Source organism: Bradyrhizobium sp. CCGUVB23 (assembly GCF_024199885.1).
In the GTDB taxonomy this organism is placed as follows: domain Bacteria; phylum Pseudomonadota; class Alphaproteobacteria; order Rhizobiales; family Xanthobacteraceae; genus Bradyrhizobium.
In genome coordinates this window covers 1,494,150-1,514,544 of record NZ_JANADQ010000001.1, presented here as the reverse complement: position 1 = coordinate 1,514,544, position 20,395 = coordinate 1,494,150, and the positions used below count along the sequence as shown (strand labels likewise).

The following is a 20,395-nucleotide window of genomic DNA, read 5'->3' as shown; positions in this document are numbered from 1 at the left end:
CCCCGTCGCGTGCCGCCTATTCGAGCCGCAGCAGCCGGCCGACGATCGGCGCCGCGGACGAAGTCGCTTGAGCGTCGACCTGGAAGGTGTAGCGCCGCGCGCCGAGGGTCGCGAGGTAGGTGCCGCCGGGGGTCAGCGTCTTGCCGGCCTTTGCGAAGTCGTAGAACTTGCCGGCGACCAGACTATCGCTCTTCAGCGGTACGGTGATCGTCGGCTCCTTGCCGTCCGTGCGCTCGATGACCAGCGTGCTGCCGCTCTTGGCCTGGACCAGCGGCGATACGCCGTAGATCGTGGGCAGCTTTGCCGGCGCGCCCTTCGTGTCCGAGCGCACGGTGCGGAAGGTGGTTGCTGCGCTCTGGTTGGCCTCGCGCTCGGAGAGCTGCGCGGCGTTGGCGTCGCAGGGCACCTTGACGCGCTGGACGTCACCGAGCTGCACCGAGCTTTGCTCGGCGCCGACGAGGACGACCCCGCCGGTGATTGTCTCGCGCCAGCATGATTTGAGATAGCCGAGCACCAGCGTGCCCTTTGGGCCGAGCTTGATGACCTTGCCGGGCGCCACGTAGTCCATGAACTCGACGCCGTCGACCTTGCCCTGCACGTCCTCGACGATCGCGGCCGGAGTTTCGGCCCACGCGGGCGCCGCAAGGCAAAACACGCCGGCCGTGGCACCGATCAGGCGTCTCATGGGCTTTCTCATCCAATTCAAAAGATCCTGGCGTCCCCGCGTAGCAAGGGGGCAGCCGCAGGAAATGTGACCAGAATCACTCTGGTTATTGGTGCACTTTATCCGGGATAGGTTCAATGCGAAGCACGCAGGGCGTGACGCCGCACGGTCGGCCGGGAAGCCCGTTTGGAGGCCGCCGTCAAAGCGGCCGATCGACGAGTTCGGCGACCGGCACGCCCAGCGTCTGCGACGGATACTCGCCGAACATCGCGCGGTAGTAATGCGAGAACCGTCCGAGCTCGTAGAAGCCCTGCTGCATTGCGACGGTTGCCACCGTCGTCGAGCCGGGAATGCTTTCGCGGAGGATCGAGTGGATGGTGCACAGGCGCTTGTGGCGCAGGAAAGTCACCGGTCCGACGCCGAACACTTCATTGAAGGCGCGGTGCAGCGAGCGACGCGGCACGCCGAGCGCGACGCAAATCTCCGAGATATGGACCGGACGGATGCCCGCTTCATCCAGATAATCCTCGACCTTGCGGATGATCCGTCGCGCCGACGGCAGACGCGCGTTTCCATCCGGCGGCAATGAGGACAGGACCGTCATTCCCATGCATTCGGCGATCGCTCGCTTCCAGAACTCGGCGGACGAGTCGGACAGGGCGCCGTCATGCGTTCCGAGCTGGAGCACGATCCGGCTCAGCCGGGACGCGGCGACGTGACCGACGTCGAGATCGGCGCGAAAGTGGTTCTTGTGGCGCCAGCTTTCGGGATCGGCAAGTCGCGGTTCACCGCCGAAGATCGAGGCGACCTCATCGAGGTCGAACCGCATCGCCGCATAGGCGGAGGCGCCGTGGAAGATGCCGTCATGCTCGACCAGCGGCGGCATGACCAGAACGTCGGTCGGCCGCATATCGAACGACCAGTGATTGACCCGGTCTTCGGCCGTCAGCAGCATGCCGACGATCAGCTTGTCGTCGCTTGAGATCCGCTGCGTCCGCATGCCGACGTTGAAGGAGCCGATGCTGAGCGAAAAGTCGCCGATGCCCACATGAGACAAGGTGCCGCGGAGCCTGCCGCGCCCGAGCTGCATCACGTCGACATGGGTCCCGTGGACAGCCTGATGCAGCCCTTCGAAACCGTCGAGCCTTCGCGAATCAACCAGTAGATGCGTCCCCATTCCGTGAGCGTGATGCCGAAGCGTGTTGATTCTGCGGCAAGTTCAGTCCCCTGCCATCACGGCGGCGCGACGAGCCGACGTCCGAAGTTGAGGAAAATCTTCCTTGAATTCCACATAAAGGAACTTGGGGTTGCGCGGAGCCTATTGGAAAATCTCGCCTCACGCGCTAATGCGCGGCGCCTGCACGCGACGCGTGCTGGCACGATCTGCACATCACAGCGCGCGAAAGTTGGGTTAGCCTTTGCAACCTCAAGGATATTCGTCGCGATCATCCGCTGAAGGCGGATCGCGCGCCGCAAGGCCGGCTGCGTGCGCAGAGAAAAGGAGGGGAGGGGCCATCGGCTTTCTCAAACCTCCGGCAGACATGGGAACCCGACCAATGTGCCGCCTGAGACGCGCCAACCGCAGCCGTCGAAATCGCCGAATACCACTACCCTGAGGCAGCGGGAACGATGTGGAGTCTGACCATGTTGCGGGTGGACATGGATCACTGCGTGTGGCGACCGGACGACACGCGGACCGGCGAGATGGTGTTCGTCTCCGGCGGCACCTTCCTGATGGGATCCGATCACCACTATCCCGAGGAAGCGCCGAGCCACCGCGCCTCGGTCGACGGCTTCTGGATCGATCGCACGCCAGTGACCAACCGGCAGTTCAAGGAGTTCGTCAACGCGACCGGCCATGTCACCGAAGCCCAGATCGTTCCCGACGCGAAGGATTATCCCGGCGCGGTGCGCGAGATGCTCTATGCCGGATCGCTGGTCTTCTCGCCGCTCCCGCGCATCACGGATCTGAAGGATTGGAGCCAGTGGTGGACGTTCATGCGCGGCGCCAATTGGCGGCATCCCTACGGACCGAAAAGCAACCTCAGGGGGCTCGACGATCATCCGGTCGTCCACGTCTCCTATAGCGATGCGCTCGCCTATGCGCGCTGGGCCGGCAAGGACCTGCCGACCGAAGCGGAATGGGAGTTCGCCGCGCGCGGCGGGCTCGACGGCGAGGAATTCGCCTGGGGCAACACGCTGACGCCGGGCGGCAGGCACATGGCCAATATCTGGCAGGGAAGTTTCCCTGTCCAAAACCTCGGCGAGGATGGGTTCGAGCGTACCTCGCCGGTCATGGCCTTTCCCCCGAACGGTTACGGCCTCTACGACATGATCGGCAATGTCTGGGAGTGGACCTCGGACTGGTGGTCGCCGAGGCATCAGGCCGACGCGGCGAAGCCCTGCTGCATCCCGCTCAATCCGCGCGGCGGCCGCGAGGAGGCGAGCTTTGATCCATGTCAACCAAGCATCCGCATTCCCCGTAAGGTCCTGAAAGGCGGATCGCATCTTTGCGCACCGAACTATTGCCGCCGCTATCGCCCCGCTGCGCGTCATGCGGAACCGGTCGACACGTCGACGTGCCATGTCGGATTCAGGTGCGTGGTGCGGATGCCGGCTTCTGCGCCCTCGCCGCCGCCTTCTGGAAAGTAACGAGTGCCGAATGGATGACGAAGTCAAAGACAAGGGCAAGGCTGCGGCAAACTCGGCTGTCAGAAGCCGGAGACCGCTGCTTCGCGGCCTGCTTACAGCGGCTCTGGTCGCGACAAGTGTGTCTCCCTTCGTCAAGTCGCCTGCAAACGCACAGCAGCCGACTACGGCAAAACCCAACATCCTCGTCATCTTCGGCGACGACGTCGGCCAGTCCAACATCAGCGCCTACACCCGCGGGCTGGTCGGGTACAAGACGCCGAACATCGACCGCATCGCCAATGAAGGCATGATTTTCACCGACTACTATGCGGAGAACAGCTGCACGGCCGGCCGCTCGACGTTCATCACGGGTCAGGTTTGTCTGCGCACCGGCCTGTGCAAGGTCGGTATTCCCGGCGCGGCCGTCGGCCTGCAGGACCGCGACGTCACAATCGCCCAAGCGCTCAAGCCACTTGGCTATGCAACGGGGCAATTCGGCAAGAACCATCTTGGCGACCGGGACGAATTCCTGCCGACGAAGCACGGATTCGACGAGTTTTTTGGCAACCTCTATCACTTGAATGCGGAGGAGGAGCCGGAGCGTCCCTACTATCCCAAGAACGATACCACCTTCACCAAGAGCAACTCGCCGCGTGGCGTGCTCAAGGCGTCCGCCGATGGCAAGATCGAGGATACCGGGCCGCTCAACCGCAAGCGCATGGAAACGGTCGACGACGAGACGACGGCGGCGGCGATCGATTTCATGCAGCGGCAAGCGCGGGCCAACAAGCCATTCTTCACCTGGATGAACACGACGCGCATGCACGCGTTCACCCATGTGCGCGCATCGATGCAGGGCCAGAGCGGCATGCCGGGCAATGAATACGCAGATGGCATGATCGAGCACGACGGCGACGTCGGCAAGCTGCTCAAGGCGCTGGACGATCTCGGCATCGCCAACAACACCATCGTCGTCTACACGACCGACAATGGTCCCAATCAATGGTCTTGGCCGGACGCCGCGACGACGCCGTTCCGCAGCGAGAAGGACACGAACTGGGAAGGTGCGTTCCGCGTTCCCGCCATGATCCGGTGGCCCGGCCGCATCAAGGCCGGCGATGTCTCCAACGAGATGGTTTCCGGTCTCGACTGGTTCCCGACGCTGCTCGCCGCGGCCGGTGATGCCGACATCAAGGATCGGCTCCTGAAGGGTACCGATCTCGGCGGCAAGACCTTCAAGGTCCATCTCGACGGCTACAATCAGCTGCCCTACCTGACCGGCCAGCAGCCGAAGTCGGCACGCAGCGAATTCTACTATTTCAACGATGACGGCAACATGGTCGCTTATCGCTATAACGACTGGAAGATCGTGTTCTGCGAGCAGCGTGAGCCCGGCGGTTTCGTGGTCTGGGCCAACCCGTTCACCTGTTTGCGCGCACCGAAGGTGTTCAACCTGCGGATGGATCCTTTCGAGCGCGCCGACATTGTGTCGGATCAATATTATGACTGGTTCGCGAAGAACGCCTATCTGATCCAGTATGGTGTCTGGCGCGTGGCGCCGTTCCTTCAGACCTTCAAGGAGTATCCGCCAAGCCAGCGGTCGGCGAGCTTCAGCATCGATCAGATGATCGATGCGCTGATGAAGAGCCTCGACAAGACGGCACCGAAATAGCCAGCGAGCACAAGCGCTCCGGTCGCCGATCCGGACGGCCGGAGACCATTCTCATCGGCGGACAGCCATGCCTGATCTTAGGATGAACCGGCCGCAAACCGTGACAGAGCCGGGAAGCACGACGAAATCGGCGGCCCGTGATTCCGTGCTCGAGCTCAAGTCGCGCATCGCAAAGGCGGTGCTGGGCCAGGATCACCTGGTCGAGAGCATGCTGATCGGCCTGCTCGCCAATGGCAACATGCTGATCGAGAGCCTCCCCGGCCTCGCCAAGACCCGCGCGGTCAAAACTCTTGCAAAGAATCTCGCGGCCGATCTCTCGCGCGTGCAATTTACGCCGGACCTGTTGCCGTCGGATGTGACGGGTGCGGAGATCTACGTCCAGACCGACAGGGGTGGCCAGTTTCAGTTCCAGAAGGGGCCGATCTTCGCCAACCTCGTGCTCGCCGACGAGATCAACCGCGCGCCGGCCAAGGTGCAGTCCGCGCTGCTAGAAGCCATGGAGGAGCGCCAGGTCACCGTCGCCGGCAAGACCTACAAGATGCCCGATCTGTTCATGGTGCTCGCGACCGAGAACCCGATCGAGCAGGAGGGTACTTACCCGCTTCCCGAGGCGCAGCTCGACCGCTTCCTGATGCACGTCGTCATCACCTATCCCGACGAGGCGATCGAAGGCGAAATCATCGCGCTCAATCGGGCCGAAAACGCCCAGAAGCCGAAAGACCACGCAGCCGAGCCGCCGCCGATCCCGCAACAGGCGATCCTGGATGCGCGCGGCGAGATCGACGGCATCTTCGTCTCCGATCTCGCGCAGAAATACATGGTCGACGTGATCTACGCGACGCGCTTTCCCGGCCGCTACGGCGAGCCCCTGAGCAAATGGATGCAGGTCGGCGCCAGCCCGCGCGGCAGCCTCGCGCTCGACCGCTGCGCCCGCACCCGGGCCTGGCTCGACGAATACGACTTCGTGACACCCGATCATGTCCGCGCCGTGATCCATGACTGCCTGCGGCACCGGATCATCCTCAGCTATGAGGCGGTGTCGCAGGGCGTTACGCCCGACCAGGTGATCGACAAGATCACTGAATTGGTCGCAGCAGCCTGAGGCCAGGATGACCGGGACATCAGCAAAAACGCCAGGTGTCTATGTCGGTCTCGACGATCTGATCGCGCTCGAATATCGCGGACGCAAGATCTCGTTCCTGCCGCGCCAGCCGGTGCACAGCCTGCTCTCGGGCCGCTTCGCCTCGCGCATGCGCGGTCGCGGCCTGAACTTCGAAGAGATCAGGGATTATCGCGCCGGCGACGACGTCCGCTCGATTGACTGGAAGGTGACGGCGCGGCTGCGCAAGCCGCATATCCGCGTCTTCAACGAGGAGCGTGACCGGCAGACCATTCTCGTGGTCGACCAGCGCTTGTCGATGTTCTTCGGCAGCCGGCGCGCCATGAAATCGGTGACGGCGGCAGAGGCCGCGGCGATCGGGGCATGGCGGGTGCTCGGCGTCGGTGATCGCGTCGGCGCCGTCGTGTTCGGCGATCGTGATCTCGTCGAGGTAAGGGCACGGCGCAGCCGGGCGACCGTGCTTCAGATCCTGGCTGCCATCGTCACGTACAACGAGGCGCTCGGCGTCGGGCGCGGCCTGGTCTCCGCTCCGGCCATGCTCAACACTGCGCTCGATCATGCGAGGCGCCGGGCACCACATGATGCCGCCGTGGTCATCATCAGCGATTTCGACGGCGCGGACGATGCCACGCGCGAGATGGTCGCCGCCATGGCCCGGCACAACGACGTGATCGCCGCGCTGGTCCATGACCCCCTGCAAAGCGACTTGCCGCCTTCAGCCAGCATGACCGTGACCGATGGCGAATTGCAGATCCGGCTCGAAGTTGGACGCCACAGCGTCCGCCAGAGCGTATCGCAGGCCACGCAGGAGCGGCTGAAAGGCATCTTTTCCTGGACGCACGAACTCGGGGTACCCGTGTTGCCGCTCAGCGCCTCAGAGGATACCGCTGGCCAGGTTCGTCGTCTTCTTGGCGGCTTGTCGGCCCATCACGGCGCAGGCGCCGGCTACAATCGGACGGAGGCGGCGCTTGGCTGAAGCTCCATCCACGACAGCCGATCCCGTTGCCGGCCTGATCGACTTTCCGCTGCCGCGTGAGGTGAGCCTCTGGCCGCAGACCTGGGAGGCGCGGCTCGCAATTGTCCTGCTGCTCGCCGCCATCGTCGCGGGCGTGTGGCGCTTTGTGCATCTGCGCCGCGTCAACCGCTACCGACGGGAAGCGCTCGCGGAGCTCGATCGGATCGAGCACGCCGGCAAGACCGGGCCGACTGAGCTGCTCTCGAAGCTGACCGTGCTGGTGCGGCGAACCGCGCTCGCGGCCTTTCCGCGCGAGCAGGTGGCGCCTCTGGTCGGGTCGTCCTGGCTCTCCTTCCTCGATCGCAGCTATGGCGGCGAGGAATTCGCCGGCGGCGTAGGCCGCCTGCTCGTGAGCGGGCCTTATCAGCAAAGTCCGCCTGATAGGGCCGAGCTGCAATCGCTGGTCCGTCTCGTCCGCCGCTGGATCAGGGGGCACCATGCTTGAATTCGCCTGGCCCTGGCTGCTCGCTTTGTTGCCTCTGCCGATCCTGGTGTGGTGGCTGTTGCCGCCATACCGGGCGCGCCAAGCCTCTGTTCAGGTGCCTTTCTTCGAGCGGCTGGCGGCTGCGACCGGACAGACGCCGCAGCGGGGCGCTGTCGTGCTGGAACGCCGCGCGGTGCAGATGATCGTGGCGGCGGTAATCTGGACGCTGCTTGTTGTGGCACTGGCGTGGCCGCAATGGGTCGGCGATCCCGTGACACGCGATGTCTCCGCGCGCGATCTGATCCTTGCCATCGACATATCCGGGTCGATGGATCAGCGCGACTTCAAGACGTCCGACGGCACGACGCTCACGCGGCTCGACGGGGTCAAGCGCGTCATCAAGGATTTCATCGCGCGCCGCAAAGGCGACCGCATCGCGCTGATTCTGTTCGGCACCAAAGCCTATGTGCAGGTTCCGTTCACGCAGGACCTTCAGACGGCGCAGCAACTGCTCGACCAGAGCGCGGTCGGCATGGCCGGCCAGCAGACGGCGATCGGCGACACCATCGGGCTTGCCATCAAGACGTTAGCGGCCAGCACGGCGAAGCAAAAGCTGCTGGTCCTCCTGACCGACGGCAACGACACGGCGAGCCGGGTGCCGCCCGAACACGCCGCCGACATCGCCCGCCAGAATGACGTTACGCTCTACACGATCGGCGTCGGCGATCCCGCGGCCTCGGGCGAGAACCGCGTGGACCTCAGCGTTCTCCAATCTGTCGCGGCCACGACGGGTGGTCACTTCTTCCGCGCCGAGGACGGCGCACAGTTGCAGGCGATCTATGCCGACATCGACCGCCTCGCGCCGGCAAAGCTTCAGACCCAATCGTGGCGGCCGAAGCTGCCGTTGTTTCAGTGGCCGCTGGGAGGCGCGGTGATGCTTGGACTGCTCCTGTGGATCGCGCTTCTCCTCGGCAGCGAATGGCGCCGGATCAGGACCTCCAGCCATGCATGACGTTGCCGCAATCTCCTTCCACATCTTGCGTCCGCTCTGGCTGCTCGCGCTGATCCCGCTCGCCATCGTGTTCGCGGTGCTGCTGCGGCGGCAGAATGTGCGCGCACAATGGGGAAATGTGATCGCGCCGCACCTCCTGACGCATCTTATCGTGCGGCCGCAGCAGGGGCGCCACATCAATCCGCTCTATCTCGTTGCGGCGGCCCTGATGCTCGGCATCATCGCGCTGTCCGGTCCGACCTGGCGGCGCGAGCTGCCGCCCTTCGTCGAGGACAAGGCGCCGCTGATGGTCGCGCTCGCCGTCGATTCCTCGATGGGCGCGACCGACGTCGCGCCGTCGCGACTCGAACGCGCCAAGCAGAAGATCAGTGATCTCCTCGCAGCGCGTGCCGGCGCCCGCACCGGGCTCATCGCTTACGCCGGGACCGCGCATCTGGTGATGCCGCTGACCGATGACCGTTCCGTCATCGCGCCGTTCCTGGCCGCGCTTGCGCCGGGATTGATGCCGGCGGATGGCAAGAACGTCGCGCGCGCGATCGCCCTGGCGGCGGAATCACTCGCGACCGAGCCGGTCGCCGGCACCATCCTCCTGGTCGCAGATGATCTCGGGACCGTGGATGCGGCCACGGTCCGGCAAGCGGCCGGGCGGAACAATCTCGTCGTGCTGGCGGTGAACGCGGACACACCATCGCTGCCGGCCGGCACGGATGTCGTGCAGGTCAGTGTCGACGGCTCGGACGTCGTGCGACTGGAGCGCCGGATCGAAACACGCTTCCAGGCCGCGCAAGGTGATGCGTTCGGCACACGATGGCAGGATGAAGGCTACTGGCTCTTGCTGCCGCTCGCATTCCTCAGCGTGATCTGGTTCCGGCGCGGCACGACGGTCGCCTGGGCGCTTGCCCTGATCATCGTGATGCATGCGCAGTCCGCGAGGGCGGAAGAGACCCATCGTTTCGTCAATCTGTGGCTGACGCCGGATCAGCAGGGGCGGCTTGCGTTTGACCGTGGTGACTATGCCGCCGCGAAAAATCTGTTCGCCGATCCGATGTGGCGCGGCATCTCGGCCTATCGTGCGTACGACTTTCTCGCCGCTGCCGAGGAATTTTCGCGCGTTGAGACGCTGGAGGGCAAATTCGCGCTCGGCAATTCGCAGGCGCAGAACCACGCCTATGAAAAGGCTCTCAAGGCCTATGACGACGTGCTGAAGGAGCAGCCCGGCAATGCCGCCGCAAAGACCAACCGGGCCATCGTCCAGTCTGCGCTGGATGCGCAAGAAGCGAAACGCCGCAAGCAGGAGCAGGACGACAGTGCACCGCCGGACGAGAAGGCCGACGAGATGAAAGTCGATCCCAAGCAGAAGGGCGGCAAGAAGATCGCGGTCACGCCGGAGGACGTCACCACCTCCGGCGCAGCCGAAGCCTGGATGCGTCAGGTCCAGACCTCGCCTGCGGATTTCCTCAAGCTGAAATTCGCGATCCAGGCGGCCGCTCCGGAACAGGGGAGGGCGTCGCGGTGAGAGGTTGGATTGGCTCCATCGCCCTGCTGCTCGCGGCAGTGCTCCCGTCGCAAGATGACCGCGCGCAGCAGGCGGCTGCGCCCGAGCCGATCGTGCAGGTGACGATCGATCCGCCGCGCGTCGTGGTGGGACAGCAGACCACGCTTGCGATCTCAACCATGGCGCCGAACTACATGACATCGCCGCCCGAACTGCCCGGCTTCCAGGTCCGCAACGCAGTGACCCGGCAACTGCAAAGCGTCAACACCAGCGATCAGCGGGACGGTGTGTCCTACGCCGGTGTGCGCTTCGAATACGCCATCTCGCCGCAGGAGCCGGGCTCGTACGCCGTCGCCGACCAGAGCGTGAAGATCAAATATGCCGCCGAGCCGCCGGTCACGCGCGAGGTGACCATCGCGCTGCCGCGCGTGTCGTTTGAAGCGTTCATCCCGGACGCGGCGGGCGCGCTTCAGCCGTTCGTATCGGCGAGCAGCCTGACCGCGGAACAGGAGATCCAGCGTTCGTCGGTTGAGCTCAAGGCCGGCGACGCCCTCATCCGAACAGTGACGATCAAGGCGGAGGGTACGCCTGCGATGCTGCTGCCTCCTCAGCAATTCCTTGCCGTCGATGGACTGCGGCTCTATCCGGCGCAGCCGAAGCTCGAGGACAGGATTGACGGACGAACCGACGTCATGACGTCGACCCGCGTCGATTCGGCGACATACATGCTGGAACGGGCGGGCGAATATTCGCTGCCCGCAATCGAGATCGGCTGGTGGAGCACCGCGAACCGCAAGGTTGAACGGATCCACCTCGATGCTGTGCCTCTCGCGGTTGCCGCCAGCGCCGGGGCCATGAGCCAGATGCCCATCGATCGATCGGGGCGGGCATGGACATGGTCCGGCATCCGCGACCTCGTCGCGGATCACTGGCTGATCGCGTTGCTCGCAGCTGTTATCGCTGCAGGCCTTGGCCTGGTCGCGCCGCGCGTGATCAGGCGCATCGCCGCCGACCATCGCCGCCGCCACGAGGCCTATCGCCGGTCGGAGATCTTCGCCTTCAATCGGCTCCGCCGCGCGATCCGCCATCGCGACGCAAGAGCATCGTATTTCGCGCTGCTTGAATGGCTGCCGCATCTCAATGCGACGCCGCCTTCGAACACGGCTGGAGCCTTCAAGGCGGTCGCAGGCGATCCGGTGCTGGACCATCAGATCGGCGCGCTCGAGAGCGCGCTGTTCGCAAATAGGCGTGATCCGGCCTCCTGGTCTCCTCGCCAATTGCTGCACCACGTCGCCGCCGCCCGCCGCAGCCTGCGCCCGCGCGCCAGGCGCCGCGACACGACGGGTCTACCCCAACATCTGAATCCGGTCGGGACTACGAACGTTGCTGCGTATGGCAGCAAAAAGCCCGCCAGATGAGCGAAGCACAAGGAGAGCACTCAGACGGAACGGACGATCATCATTCGGTATCAACAGCGCCAACCATCATCGAATAAGATCAAGGAGCGTCGAATGACCAGTGAGACGAAGAAGCAGGATAATGCCGTTGCCGATTCCACCTGTAGCGACAATTCAGCAATTCATCGTCGGGCCGTGCTGCTCGGCACATCGTCGATCGTCGCAGCGGCGGCGCTGACATCGCAGGCGCTCGCGCAGGCCCAGAAGGCTGCGCCGGCCCAGGCGCCCGCCGGCGATCGCAAGCCCAATATCCTCGTCATCTTCGGCGACGACATCGGCATTCCCCAGATCAGCGCCTACACCATGGGCATGATGGGATATCGCACGCCCAACATTGACCGCATCGCGCGCGACTGAGCCATCTTCACCGATTCCTACGGCCAGCAGAGCTGCACGGCTGGCCGTGCCTCCTTCATCCTCGGCCAGGAGCCGTTCCGGACTGGCCTGCTCACGATCGGCATGCCCGGCGATCCCCACGGCATCCAGGACTGGATGCCGACGATCGCCGATGTCATGAAGACGCAGGGCTACGCCACCGGCCAGTTCGGCAAGAACCACCTCGGCGATCGCGACGAGCATCTGCCGACCAAACATGGCTTCGACGAATTCTTCGGCAATCTCTACCATCTCAACGCGGAGGAGGAGCCGGAAGGCTATTTCTATCCGAAGGATCCGAACTTCCGGAAGCAATACGGCCCGCGCGGTGTCATCAAGGCGTCCGCGGACGGGAAGATCGAGGACACCGGCCCCCTGAACACCGCGCGCATGCCGACGGTTGACGAGGAGTTTCTCGGCGCCGCTAAGGATTTCATCGGGCGTCAGGCCAGGGCCGACCGGCCATTCTTCTGCTGGTTCAATTCGACGCGGATGCACGTGTTCACGCACCTGAAGAAGGAGTCGCTCGGCAAGACGGGCAAGGGTATCCATGCCGACGGCATGGTGGAGCACGACGGAATGGTCGGCGAGCTTTTGAAGCAGCTCGACGATCTCGGCATCGCCGACAACACGATCGTTCTCTATACGACTGACAATGGCGCAGAGATCGCGCTTTGGCCGGATGGCGCCATGACTCCGTTCCACGGCGAGAAGGGCACCACGTGGGAAGGCGGCATGCGCATCCCGATGATGGTGCGGTGGCCGGGCGTCGTGAAGCCGGGCACGCAGTACAACGAGGTCATCTCGCTGATCGACTGGTTCCCGACGCTGTGTGCCGCGGCCGGAATTTCGGACATCAAGGAGAAGATGAAAACGGGATTTACCGCCAATGGAAAGAACTTCAAGGTCCATCTCGACGGCTACAACTTCCTGCCCTTCTTCAAGGGGGAGACCACCACCGCGCCGCGCGACACGATCTACTATTTTGATCAGGGCGGCAATCTGAATGCCATCAGGTGGAACGACTGGAAGCTGAGCTTTGCAACAGCGTCCAAGGGAAACATCGCGACCGCGACCCGCGAAGTGCCCTCATGGTCGCTGATCGCAAACTTGCGCATGGATCCGTATGAGCGCGGCCTGGAGGAAGGCGGAGGCGGCATCGATTTCCTTGCTCGGAATATCTGGCTGATCGTGCCCGTGCAGGGGAAGATCAAGGAGTTCTTCTCCGACTTCGACCAGTTCCCATACCAGGAAGGCAGCTCGCTGAACGCGAGCGGCATCAATTACGGCCTGCTCCGGCAACAGGCCGCCCTGAAGCGGCTCAACGAGCTCGAGCGCATGAAGCCACAATAGTGCGCAGGCGACGGGAAGGACGGGTGCGATGTTCGTTCGGTTCGGCAGGCAACAATCGGACGAGCAAGAAGAGGTGCGACAATGTCGGATCATACGCCCGCATGTGCTGGTACTGTACCGATCCGTCCCGGACGCAGGGCTTCTGGAACTATTGCCAATAGTGGCGGCGCTCCGATGAAAGCGAGGCGACCGTCATGAGCGGCTATGACATCTTCGCCTGGATCGTGCTGGTGATCCTGCTTGCCAGCGCGATCGGCGTCGTCTGCATCGCCGGCTGGCTGCCAGGGCACATCGCCAAATCGCGCAACCATCCTCATGCGCAGGCCGTGACCGTCGCCGGCTGGATCACGCTGTTCTTCGGCTTCGCGCTGTGGCCGATCGCGTTGATCTGGGCCTATGTCGACGTGCCGGCGCGCAAGGCGGGAGATGCGTGATGGCGATCGCGATCCTCAATACCTATCTCGTGCTGCTCTTCCTGCTGGTGCACTTCAAGATCGTACGCTTCAACCTGTTCTGGAAAGCGTCACCTGCGATCGTGATGGGGCTCGTGCTGTTGGGGTTGCTGATCCCGATGGGGTGGGGAGCGCCGCAGGGCGACGCGCTTGTTGTGCGTAATGCGGTGTCGATCGTACCTGATGTGGCGGGTGAGGTGACGGATGTCCCGGTCGTCGCTAACGTACCGCTCAAATCCGGCGACGTTCTGTTCAAGATCGACCCGACGCCGTACGCGGCGCAGGTCAAGGCGATCGACGCGCAGTTCAAGCTCGCCAAGACGCGCCTCGGCCAGATGACGCAGCTCTACGAGCGCGACGCCGGCCGCGGTTTCGACGTCGAGCAGCGCCAGTCCGAGGTCGATCAGCTCTCAGGCCAGCTCGAGGCCGCGCAGTGGAATCTCGACAAGACGGTCGTGCGGGCACCGACCGACGGCTACGTCACCAATCTCGCGCTGCGCAAGGGCGCGCGCGTCGCCAATCTGCCGCTGTCGCCGGTGATGGCCTTGATCGACACCTCCAACACCATCATCGGCGTCCAGATCAACCAGATCGACGCGCGCTATGTCGCGCCGGGGCAGGAGGTGGAGGCCACCTTCAAATTTGCACCCGGGAAGATTTTTCCTGGCAAGGTCGAGAGTGTGCTGCAGGCGATCGCGACCGGACAGGCGCAGACGTCGGGCACGGCCGTCGTGCCAAAGGCGATCGAGGCCGCGCCCTTCATCGTGCGGGTCAGGCTCGACGATGCCGATTTCGCCACGCGCCTGCCGGCCGGCAGCGCCGGCACGGCGGCGATCTACACGGATCGCCTCAAGCCGACCCATGTGGTCCGTCGCGTTATCCTGCGCCAGGTCGCGATCCTGAATTACGTCAATCCGTTCTGAGGGAGTGCAGCATGATGAGAGCCATCATCGGAGCCGTCGGCATCGCACTGATGACCACGAGCGCATACGCGCAAAGCATGTCGCCGGACGAACTCGCGGCGCGCAACATCCAGCGCCGGGCGGTCGAGGCGATGATCTGGGCGATGCCCGCGGTCAACACTGATCTGATGCTCCAGGCAATGCTCGGCAGCACCAAAGCCAAGGTCAACGAGATCGTCTACTGGTCGAGGCCGGTGAATTGGAAGAACCAGACGCTGACGCCCAACCCCGATTCGATCTACTTCATGTCGTTCTGGAACGTGAAGGATGGGCCGATCGTGCTGGAGATTCCGCCGGCGCAGGGCGGCTCGATCGCAGGCAACATCGTCACCGCCTGGCAGATGCCGCTGGAGGATGCCGGCCCCGCGGGCGCCGATCAGGGGCAGGGCGGCAAGTATCTGATCCTGCCGCCCGGTTACAAGGGTGAGGTGCCCTCGGGCTACATCGGGCTTCAATCCGACACCTTCAGCGGCTTTGCGCTGCTGCGCTCCAACCTCGCTAGCCACGCCGACGCCGATATCGCGAAGTCGGTCGCCTATGGCAAGCAGGTGAAGATTTATCCGCTCGCGCAGGCGCAAAACCCGCCGCCGACCAATTTCACCGACGCTTACGATATCCTGTTCGATTCCACGATTCCCTACGATGCGCGCTTCTATCGTAGCCTCGATCGCGTCGTGCAGAACGAGCCTTGGCTCGACCGCGACCGTGCGATGATCGATCAGCTAAGGTCGATCGGCATCGAGAAGGGCAAGCCGTTCAATCCCGATCAGAAGAACGCCGCGATCCTGGACGATGCTGCGCATGAAGCGCACGCGCTGCTGTCGCAGCGATACGATGCTGGTTTTCCCGTGATTAATCCCGGCATCCGCTGGTTCCCGGCGGCGATGCCCGAGATGGTAAAGGCGGCGCAAGGGGGCTACGCTGATCCCGACAGCTATCCGATCGACGCGCGCGGCGTCACCTACACGCTCGGCTTTACCGGCATCAAACGGCTCGGCACCGCGCAGTTTTATCTCATGGTCGCAAAGGACAAGGATGGCCAGGATTTCGACGGCGCGACGACCTACCGCCTGACCGTGCCGGCGAATGCGCCGGTCAAGCAATACTGGTCGACGACGGTCTACGACCGCGAGACGCACGCGCTGGTGCGCAACACGCCGAGCGCCAGCCGAGCCTCGATCAGCCCCGGCATCCAGAAGAACGCCGACGGCTCCATCGACGTCTATTTCGGCCCGAAAGCGCCGGACGGCAAGGAAGCCAACTGGGTGCCCACCGACCCGGCTCGAAAATTCGAGCTGCTGTTCCGCCTCTACGGGCCCGAGAAGCCGCTGTTCGACCATAGCTGGAAGCTACCCGACGTCGAGCGGGTCATCACCACAATCGGAGGTGCCACGAAGTAGTGGGCCGCGCAGTCATTTGGACAGGTTGGGTGAATGCAATGACAAAATGGGGAAACACGATATGGCGGTACAAATCCGACAGGCTGCACTCGCGGCAGCGCTCGCAGCGAGCGGCTTCGCGGCTCAGCCTACTCTGGCCGACTCCGGCGGCGTCAGCTTCTGGCTTCCCGGCATCTTTGGCAGCCTAGCCGCTGTGCCCACGGTGCCGGGGTGGGCCTACTCGACGATCTATCTCCATCTCCAGGGCAATGCCGGGGCGGGGCAAAACTTCGTCACCAGCAACGGCGTGCGCGGCTCGGTCGTCGCCGGCATCAATGCCCATGCCGACGCACTCGTGCAGGGCGTCACTTACACCTCGCCGATGTCCGTGCTCGGGGGACAGGCCGCCTTCACGGTGCTCACGGCGCCCGGAAATGTCGGCGTCGGCATTGACGCTACGCTGACCGGGCCGAGGGGAAATACCATCTCGGGGACTGCGAGCGACAATCGCACGACGCTGACCGACGTGTTCTATCAGGGGAGCTTGAAATGGAATCAAGGTGTCCACAATGAGATGTTCTACGTCACCGGCAATATCCCGAGCGGCACTTACGATCCCAACCGCCTGGCCAATTTGAGCTTCGGCTTTCCGGCTGTCGATGCGGGCGCCGGCTACACCTATCTCGACCTGAAGACCGGGCACGAGTTCTCGGTCGTCGGCGGGCTCACCTACAGCTTCATGAATCCGTTCCTTCAGTACCAGAACGGCATCGACTTCCACGTCGAGTGGGCGGCCTCGCAGTTCGTCAGCAAGAACGTGCAAATCGGCGTGGCGGGTTACTTCTTCCAGCAGCTCACCGACGACAGCGGTCCGGGCGCGAAGCTCGGCGGCTTCAGAGGGCGGGCGATCGGCCTCGGCCCGCAGATTGGATTCATCATTCCGCTATCTGAAGGTTATCAGGGCTATCTGAACGTCAGAGGTTACAAAGACCTCGACGTTGAGAACCGCCCCAACACCTGGACGGCGTGGGTTACCTTTGCGGTGTCGCCGGCGCCGCCAGAGCCAGCGGCGCCGAAGCCGATCGTGCGCAAGTATTAGGGGAGGGCGCCACGAAGTTTTTCGCAGACCAGTCCGCCCGCCCGTTCCGGATCGGCTTCCGGGCCTCGATCATCGCCGTGTTCGTCGCGGTGGTGCTGATCGTCGGCCTCACGCTGGTCTATTTGAGTTTTGCGCGCGTTACCGCGATCACCCGGGCCGCGGCAAGCAGCTTCATTGAGAAGGCGGCCCAGCTCAGCGCCGATCACATCGACGAGAAGTTCAAGACGGTACGGGACAATCTCGGGGTTCTGGCAGGGTTGCCCTCGATCCAGGCAGCAGGCATCGCGGACAATCCGCGGCTCTACGCCGTGCTGGCGTCCATGCTGCGCAACAATCCGCAGCTCTTCAATCTCTATGTCGGCTATGATGACGGATCGTTCCTCGAGATGGACGTCATCGACCGCGCGCAGCCAGCCTTCAGGGAGAGCCTCGCTGTCGACGACAGCGCGGCATTCCGGCTCGTCGTGATCGCACCCGGTGCGCCGTCGCGAACGACCTTTCTCTCCGAAGCGCTGGTCGCGGTGGCCGAACGTGCGGGACCGGCCGACTACGATCCGCGGCTGCGGCCCTGGTACGTCGAGGGCTTGGGAAATAACCAGACGCTCCTCACGGGGCCCTACATCTTCTACGCGACCGGTGAGCCCGGCTATACGCTGCGCATGCCGCTCAGGCAGGGCAGGGCCGGCGTCATTGCTGCAGACGTGCTGCTCAACCGCTTCGAGGAGATGCTGGCAGAGCAGCGGCTCGGGGAATCCGGATTGACCTTCCTCTTCAATGACGTGGGCCGGATCGTCGGCCATCCCGACATGCGTCGGCTGATGAAGGACAGGTCCGGGCCCGGCAACGATCTGCCGGCGCTGGACGCGATCGGGCTTCCCGGCCTCGTCGCGGCGGTTCACGCATGGCGCGGCGGCGCGCCGGCGCAGCAGTTCTTCGCGGGGCCAGGTGGGCGGACCTACGCCGTGGCGTTTCATCCGATCAAGACCACCGGCGAGGCCGACGTCAGGCTCGCCGTGATGGCGCCGCCCGACGAGTTCTTCTCACGGATCATCGCCGAGCGGCGGGCGCTGTTCGCGCTGGCGATCGCCTTCGTCGGTGCCACTCTGCCGTTTGCGTTCTGGCTGGGGTCTCTGATGGCGCGGCCCCTGCGCAAGCTCGCGCGCGAGACCGACGAGATCCAGCGCTTCGAGATCGCCGAGCGCCCGCGCGTTCACTCGGTCATCGCCGAGATCGAAGAGCTCGGCCGCTCGGTATTCACCATGCGCAGCGTCGTGCGCAGCTTCGCGAGCTTCATCCCACGGCAGATCGTGCGGCAATTGATCCAGTCCGGATCGTCGCTCAGCCTCGGCGGGACGCGGCGTGAGATCACCGTGATGTTCACGGACGTTGCCGATTTCACCGCGAAGACCGAACGCGCCGACCCCTCGCGCGTGATGATCTATACCTCGCGTTATTTCGCGGCGCTGTCGTCGATCATCATGGATCACCACGGCACCATCGACAAGTTCATCGGCGACGCCGTGATGGCGTTCTGGAATGCGCCTGCGGATGATCCAGACCACGTGAGGCATGCCTGCCGGTCCGCTCTTGCCTGCGTCGACCGCAGCGCGGAGTTGAACGAGACTTTCGCAGCTGAAGGATGGCCGCCTTACGAGACCCGCTTCGGCCTGCACACCGGAGATGCGGTGGTCGGCAATATCGGCTCGTCGGATCGCATGAACTACACCGCGCTCGGCGCCACCATCAATCTTGCGGCGCGGCTGGAGCAGCTCAACAAGAGCTACGGCACGCAAATGCTGGTCAGCGAGGCCGTCAAGGAGCGCGCGGAGCCTGATTTCGTGTTTCGCAAGGTGGACCGGATCAGGCCGAAGGGATTTGCGCAGGCCGTGACGATCTTCGAGCTCAGATGCGAGCGGACAGGCGACGTCGCCGCGGAATTTGCCTTCTGCCAGCGCTGGGATGACATCGACCGGCTTCTGGAAGAGGACCGGCCAACGGCCGTGGCCGACATCGCCGCGTTTCTCCGGCAATATCCGGGCGACGGCGTTGCGCAATTCCACGTCCGCCGGCTCTCCGCCGCCAGCGAATCGACAATGGATCATCAGCCCGAAAGCCGAAGCTCCCGGGGTGACTTGCCCGTCCACCGTCGGCAGGCGTGACTGAAGGAGCTCACCTCCTCGAAACCGAGAAGCCAAGCGATCCTCGAAATCGACATGCCATCTTCATCCAAATAGCGGACGGCCAAGCTCGCCTTGAGTTGCTGCAGGATCTCGGTAAAGGTCACGCCGTCCTCGGCAAGCCTCCGCACCAGCGTCCGCTCGCTCATCCCGAGCTTCCTGGCGACAACACTCGCCTTGGCTTGGCCGTGCGGAAGCAAGGGAGAGATCGTATTCTCGACGGTGGTGCGGAACCTGCCGGCGTTGCGCGTGCGGGAAATCAGGCTCTCTTCGCAGGTCTTGAGCAGGATTTTGTTGAGTCGCGCGTCGGCATTGACCAGTGTCCACTCCGCCGAGCCGGCCGGGAAATCGATCTCATCGACCTCGCTGCCGAATTCGACGCCTTTCCCGAGAGCCCTGGCAAACTTCGCGGAGCCTCGTGGACGGATGTGGCTGATGGATACGTGTTTGGGAACGAACTTGCGGCCACTCAACGCGCGAGATACGCGAACCACTGCGACGATGCAGAATTCAATCTGCTGCAGGTCGGCGTGGCGTGGAATTCCCGAATAGACCAGGCGCAGTTTGGGTTCGCGCGCCTCCTGATACTGGAGCACGACGGCCTCATTGGTGATGCGGCTGTAGCGGGAGGCGCGCTTCAGCGCATCTCCGAGCGTGTCGGAAGATGCCATGACGTAATACAGCAATCCGAGATCTCGAAGGTCGAACTCTTCGGCGAGGCCAAAGCCAAGGAGATCATCGTTGAGCGCTTTGGCGGCGGCTTCAAGAAAAGCGATCTGGTTAGGGGCGTTGATACGTCGTTCGGGATCATCGATCTCATCGATGGTCAGCCCGACGCGCGACAACAGCGGCTCCAATTTGACACCCGCCCTGCGCATGCGATCGGCGGCTAGTCGCGACAATCCCCCCTGCACCGTCGGCAGGCCCGACAGCTGCTTGATCAAGCCTCGCGTTGAGCTTCGCTGCATCCTTCGCAACCAACTCTTTGGCGGAAAATAACAAGCGGTGCGCCGGACCGCAACGTACATGGAACTCGGCGGATTGGAGCACCTTCGGCGAAACGACGAAACGCCGCCGAGGCGCTGCGCGACGGCCTGCACAGCATCAC

16 protein-coding genes and 1 pseudogene are annotated in these 20,395 nt (G+C 63.9%); 14 read left to right on the top strand and 3 right to left on the bottom strand.

What is annotated here, in order from left to right; all coding sequences use genetic code 11:
- Nucleotides 1-16: 16 nt before the first annotated feature.
- Nucleotides 17-685: a hypothetical protein gene (locus NLN62_RS07095; RefSeq protein ID WP_254108164.1), complete on the bottom strand. Its 669-nt coding sequence runs from the start codon at nucleotides 683-685 to the stop codon at nucleotides 17-19.
- A gap of 178 nt (nucleotides 686-863) precedes the next feature.
- Nucleotides 864-1,841: a helix-turn-helix domain-containing protein gene (locus NLN62_RS07090; protein ID WP_254108163.1), complete on the bottom strand. Its 978-nt coding sequence runs from the start codon at nucleotides 1,839-1,841 to the stop codon at nucleotides 864-866.
- Between the two features lie 467 nt (nucleotides 1,842-2,308).
- Between NLN62_RS07090 and NLN62_RS07085 the strand changes: the two genes are divergently transcribed.
- The 14 genes and pseudogenes from NLN62_RS07085 (at nucleotide 2,309) to NLN62_RS07020 (ending at nucleotide 19,269) form a co-directional block, all read left to right on the top strand.
- Complete coding sequence (locus NLN62_RS07085; protein WP_254108162.1) at nucleotides 2,309-3,316, top strand: formylglycine-generating enzyme family protein; 1,008 nt, start codon at nucleotides 2,309-2,311, stop codon at nucleotides 3,314-3,316.
- A 10-nt stretch (nucleotides 3,317-3,326) separates the two neighbouring features.
- Nucleotides 3,327-4,967, top strand: a complete 1,641-nt coding sequence (locus tag NLN62_RS07080) for an arylsulfatase (RefSeq protein ID WP_254108161.1) — start codon at nucleotides 3,327-3,329, stop codon at nucleotides 4,965-4,967.
- Nucleotides 4,968-5,049: 82 nt separating this feature from the next.
- Entirely contained in the window at nucleotides 5,050-6,069 is a 1,020-nt protein-coding gene (locus NLN62_RS07075; protein WP_051389899.1) for a MoxR family ATPase, read from the top strand.
- 7 nt (nucleotides 6,070-6,076) lie between these two features.
- Entirely contained in the window at nucleotides 6,077-7,063 is a 987-nt protein-coding gene (locus tag NLN62_RS07070; RefSeq protein WP_254108160.1) for a DUF58 domain-containing protein, read from the top strand.
- Nucleotides 7,056-7,547, top strand: a complete 492-nt coding sequence (locus NLN62_RS07065; protein WP_254108159.1) for a DUF4381 domain-containing protein — start codon at nucleotides 7,056-7,058, stop codon at nucleotides 7,545-7,547. The genes NLN62_RS07070 and NLN62_RS07065 overlap by 8 nt, the downstream gene beginning before the upstream one ends.
- The gene (locus NLN62_RS07060; protein WP_254108158.1) at nucleotides 7,540-8,538 is read left to right on the top strand and encodes a VWA domain-containing protein; all 999 of its coding nucleotides are present in this window, start codon (nucleotides 7,540-7,542) and stop codon (nucleotides 8,536-8,538) included. The genes NLN62_RS07065 and NLN62_RS07060 overlap by 8 nt, the downstream gene beginning before the upstream one ends.
- Complete coding sequence (locus NLN62_RS07055) at nucleotides 8,531-10,054, top strand: VWA domain-containing protein (protein ID WP_254108157.1); 1,524 nt, start codon at nucleotides 8,531-8,533, stop codon at nucleotides 10,052-10,054. The genes NLN62_RS07060 and NLN62_RS07055 overlap by 8 nt, the downstream gene beginning before the upstream one ends.
- On the top strand, nucleotides 10,051-11,451 hold the full coding sequence (locus tag NLN62_RS07050) for a BatD family protein (protein ID WP_254108156.1): 1,401 nt from the start codon (nucleotides 10,051-10,053) through the stop codon (nucleotides 11,449-11,451). The genes NLN62_RS07055 and NLN62_RS07050 overlap by 4 nt, the downstream gene beginning before the upstream one ends.
- Nucleotides 11,452-11,544: 93 nt before the next feature.
- Nucleotides 11,545-13,218, top strand: a pseudogene (locus NLN62_RS07045) (arylsulfatase).
- Between the two features lie 194 nt (nucleotides 13,219-13,412).
- Nucleotides 13,413-13,652: a DUF3302 domain-containing protein gene (locus tag NLN62_RS07040; protein WP_254108155.1), complete on the top strand. Its 240-nt coding sequence runs from the start codon at nucleotides 13,413-13,415 to the stop codon at nucleotides 13,650-13,652.
- The gene (locus tag NLN62_RS07035; RefSeq protein WP_254108154.1) at nucleotides 13,652-14,593 is read left to right on the top strand and encodes an HlyD family secretion protein; all 942 of its coding nucleotides are present in this window, start codon (nucleotides 13,652-13,654) and stop codon (nucleotides 14,591-14,593) included. The genes NLN62_RS07040 and NLN62_RS07035 overlap by 1 nt, the downstream gene beginning before the upstream one ends.
- A gap of 11 nt (nucleotides 14,594-14,604) precedes the next feature.
- Complete coding sequence (locus NLN62_RS07030) at nucleotides 14,605-16,032, top strand: DUF1254 domain-containing protein (RefSeq protein WP_254108153.1); 1,428 nt, start codon at nucleotides 14,605-14,607, stop codon at nucleotides 16,030-16,032.
- Nucleotides 16,033-16,093: 61 nt separating this feature from the next.
- Nucleotides 16,094-17,110, top strand: coding sequence for a transporter (locus NLN62_RS07025; protein WP_254108152.1), 1,017 nt, complete (start codon nucleotides 16,094-16,096; stop codon nucleotides 17,108-17,110).
- Complete coding sequence (locus tag NLN62_RS07020) at nucleotides 17,038-19,269, top strand: adenylate/guanylate cyclase domain-containing protein (RefSeq protein WP_254108151.1); 2,232 nt, start codon at nucleotides 17,038-17,040, stop codon at nucleotides 19,267-19,269. The genes NLN62_RS07025 and NLN62_RS07020 overlap by 73 nt, the downstream gene beginning before the upstream one ends.
- Here the strand turns inward: NLN62_RS07020 and NLN62_RS07015 are convergent.
- Nucleotides 19,212-20,255, bottom strand: coding sequence for an AraC family transcriptional regulator (locus NLN62_RS07015; RefSeq protein ID WP_254108150.1), 1,044 nt, complete (start codon nucleotides 20,253-20,255; stop codon nucleotides 19,212-19,214). The genes NLN62_RS07020 and NLN62_RS07015 overlap by 58 nt on opposite strands.
- Between the last annotated feature and the right edge of the window lie 140 nt (nucleotides 20,256-20,395).